The organism is Roseomonas sp. TAS13, assembly GCF_001950415.1.
Lineage (GTDB): Bacteria > Pseudomonadota > Alphaproteobacteria > Acetobacterales > Acetobacteraceae > Roseomonas > Roseomonas mucosa.
Genome location: NZ_BDLP01000633.1, coordinates 1 through 1,480, shown reverse-complemented (window position 1 = coordinate 1,480; position 1,480 = coordinate 1). Strand labels below are relative to the sequence as shown.

1 protein-coding gene and 1 pseudogene are annotated in these 1,480 nt (G+C 74.3%); both read left to right on the top strand.

The features are described 5' to 3' along the window. Nucleotides 1–136: 136 nt before the first annotated feature. Nucleotides 137–952 (top strand): diaminopimelate epimerase, encoded by an 816-nt coding sequence (dapF, locus tag ROTAS13_RS24385; RefSeq protein WP_075823655.1) that lies wholly within the window; start codon nucleotides 137–139, stop codon nucleotides 950–952. Between the two features lie 169 nt (nucleotides 953–1,121). Continuing rightward, a pseudogene (locus ROTAS13_RS26760) lies at nucleotides 1,122–1,480 on the top strand (hypothetical protein); the annotation flags it as partial.

Here is a 1,480-nt window from a genome sequence, read left to right as displayed (position 1 = left end):
GGGAACACCCCGCGGGCATCGCCGCTCGGCCCATTCCGGGGGGGGGGCGCCGCCTTCCCGGTCCGGCTCCGCCCATGGGCCGGAAGCGCGATGCCCCAGGGTTCCGCCGCGCGGCGCGCACGCCTATATCGCTGCCGTGCTTATTCCCTTCCGCAAGATGCACGGACTCGGCAACGACTTCGTCGTGCTCGATGGCCGTGAGCAGCCCCTGCCCCTGACGCCCGCGCGCATCGTCGCCATCGGCGACCGCCGCCGGGGCGTGGGCTTCGACCAGCTCGTGGTGCTGGAGCCTGCGCCGGAGGGAAGCGACGTCTTCATGCGCATCGCCAACCCGGACGGTTCCGAGGCCGGGGCCTGCGGCAACGCCACGCGCTGCGTCGCCAGCCTGCTGATGGCCGAGAGCGGGCGGGAACACGTCACCATCCGCACCATCTCCGGCGCCCTGCCGGCGAAGGCGCTGCCGGACGGGCTGATCCAGGTGGACATGGGCCCGCCGCGCCTCGGCTGGCAGGACGTGCCCCTGGCGCGGGAGGCCGACACGCTGCGCCTGCCGCTCTCCCTCGGCCCGGTTTCCGGGCCTGCGGCCTGTTCCATGGGAAACCCGCACGCCACCTTCTTCGTCAAGGATCTGGCGGCGATCGACCCGGCGGCCCTGGGCCCGGCGCTGGAGCACGATCCCTGGTTCCCGGAGCGGGCCAATATCGGCTTCGCCCAGGTCCTGGCTCCGGATCGCCTCCGCCTTGTGGTCTGGGAGCGTGGCGCAGGGCTGACCCTGGCCTGCGGTTCCGGAGCCTGTGCCACGCTGGTGAACGCGGCGCGGCGTGGGCTCACGGGGCGGGAGGCCACGGTGTCGCTGCCGGGCGGCGACCTGCGGATCGCCTGGCGGGAGGATGGGCATGTGCTGATGACCGGACCGGCCGAGACCGCCTATCGCGGCGAGATCGAGATCTGAGGCGGCCCCGCCGGGAACGGTCCCGGCGGAAGCGACCGGGTCGCTTCCCGTCGTTCCAACGGCCCGGGCAGCCGGTCCCGTCCTCCGGGCCCGTTTGTCCGGGACCATCATCGAGACACCGCCCCTTTCCAGGCCCAAGGGCCGGGGCGGCAGGGGAGGCAGGAATCGCATGGCGCTGAAGGATCTCTGGAACCGGCTGACCGGCCGCGCGCCGGCCACGGAAGCCCCGCCCGAGGGCCCGCCCCAGACCCCCTCGCATGACGGGTTGCCGGAACCCTTCGAGCCTCCGCCGCCCCCGGATGCGGTGGGGATCGATGTCTGGTCCAACCCCCTCCCCGCCGTGGCGCCGGAGGGCGGCGTGCCGCTGGAGGCACTGGACCCGGCCGCCGCGGCCGAGGAGGAGGCGCAGGCCAGGCTGGCGCAGACCCCGCCACCCCTGGGCCCTCATCCGGACCACGGCCTGCCCACGGCCTTCGCGCCGGGAGCGGCGGCACCCGGCACCATCTCTGGCCCAACCTCCTCTGGCCC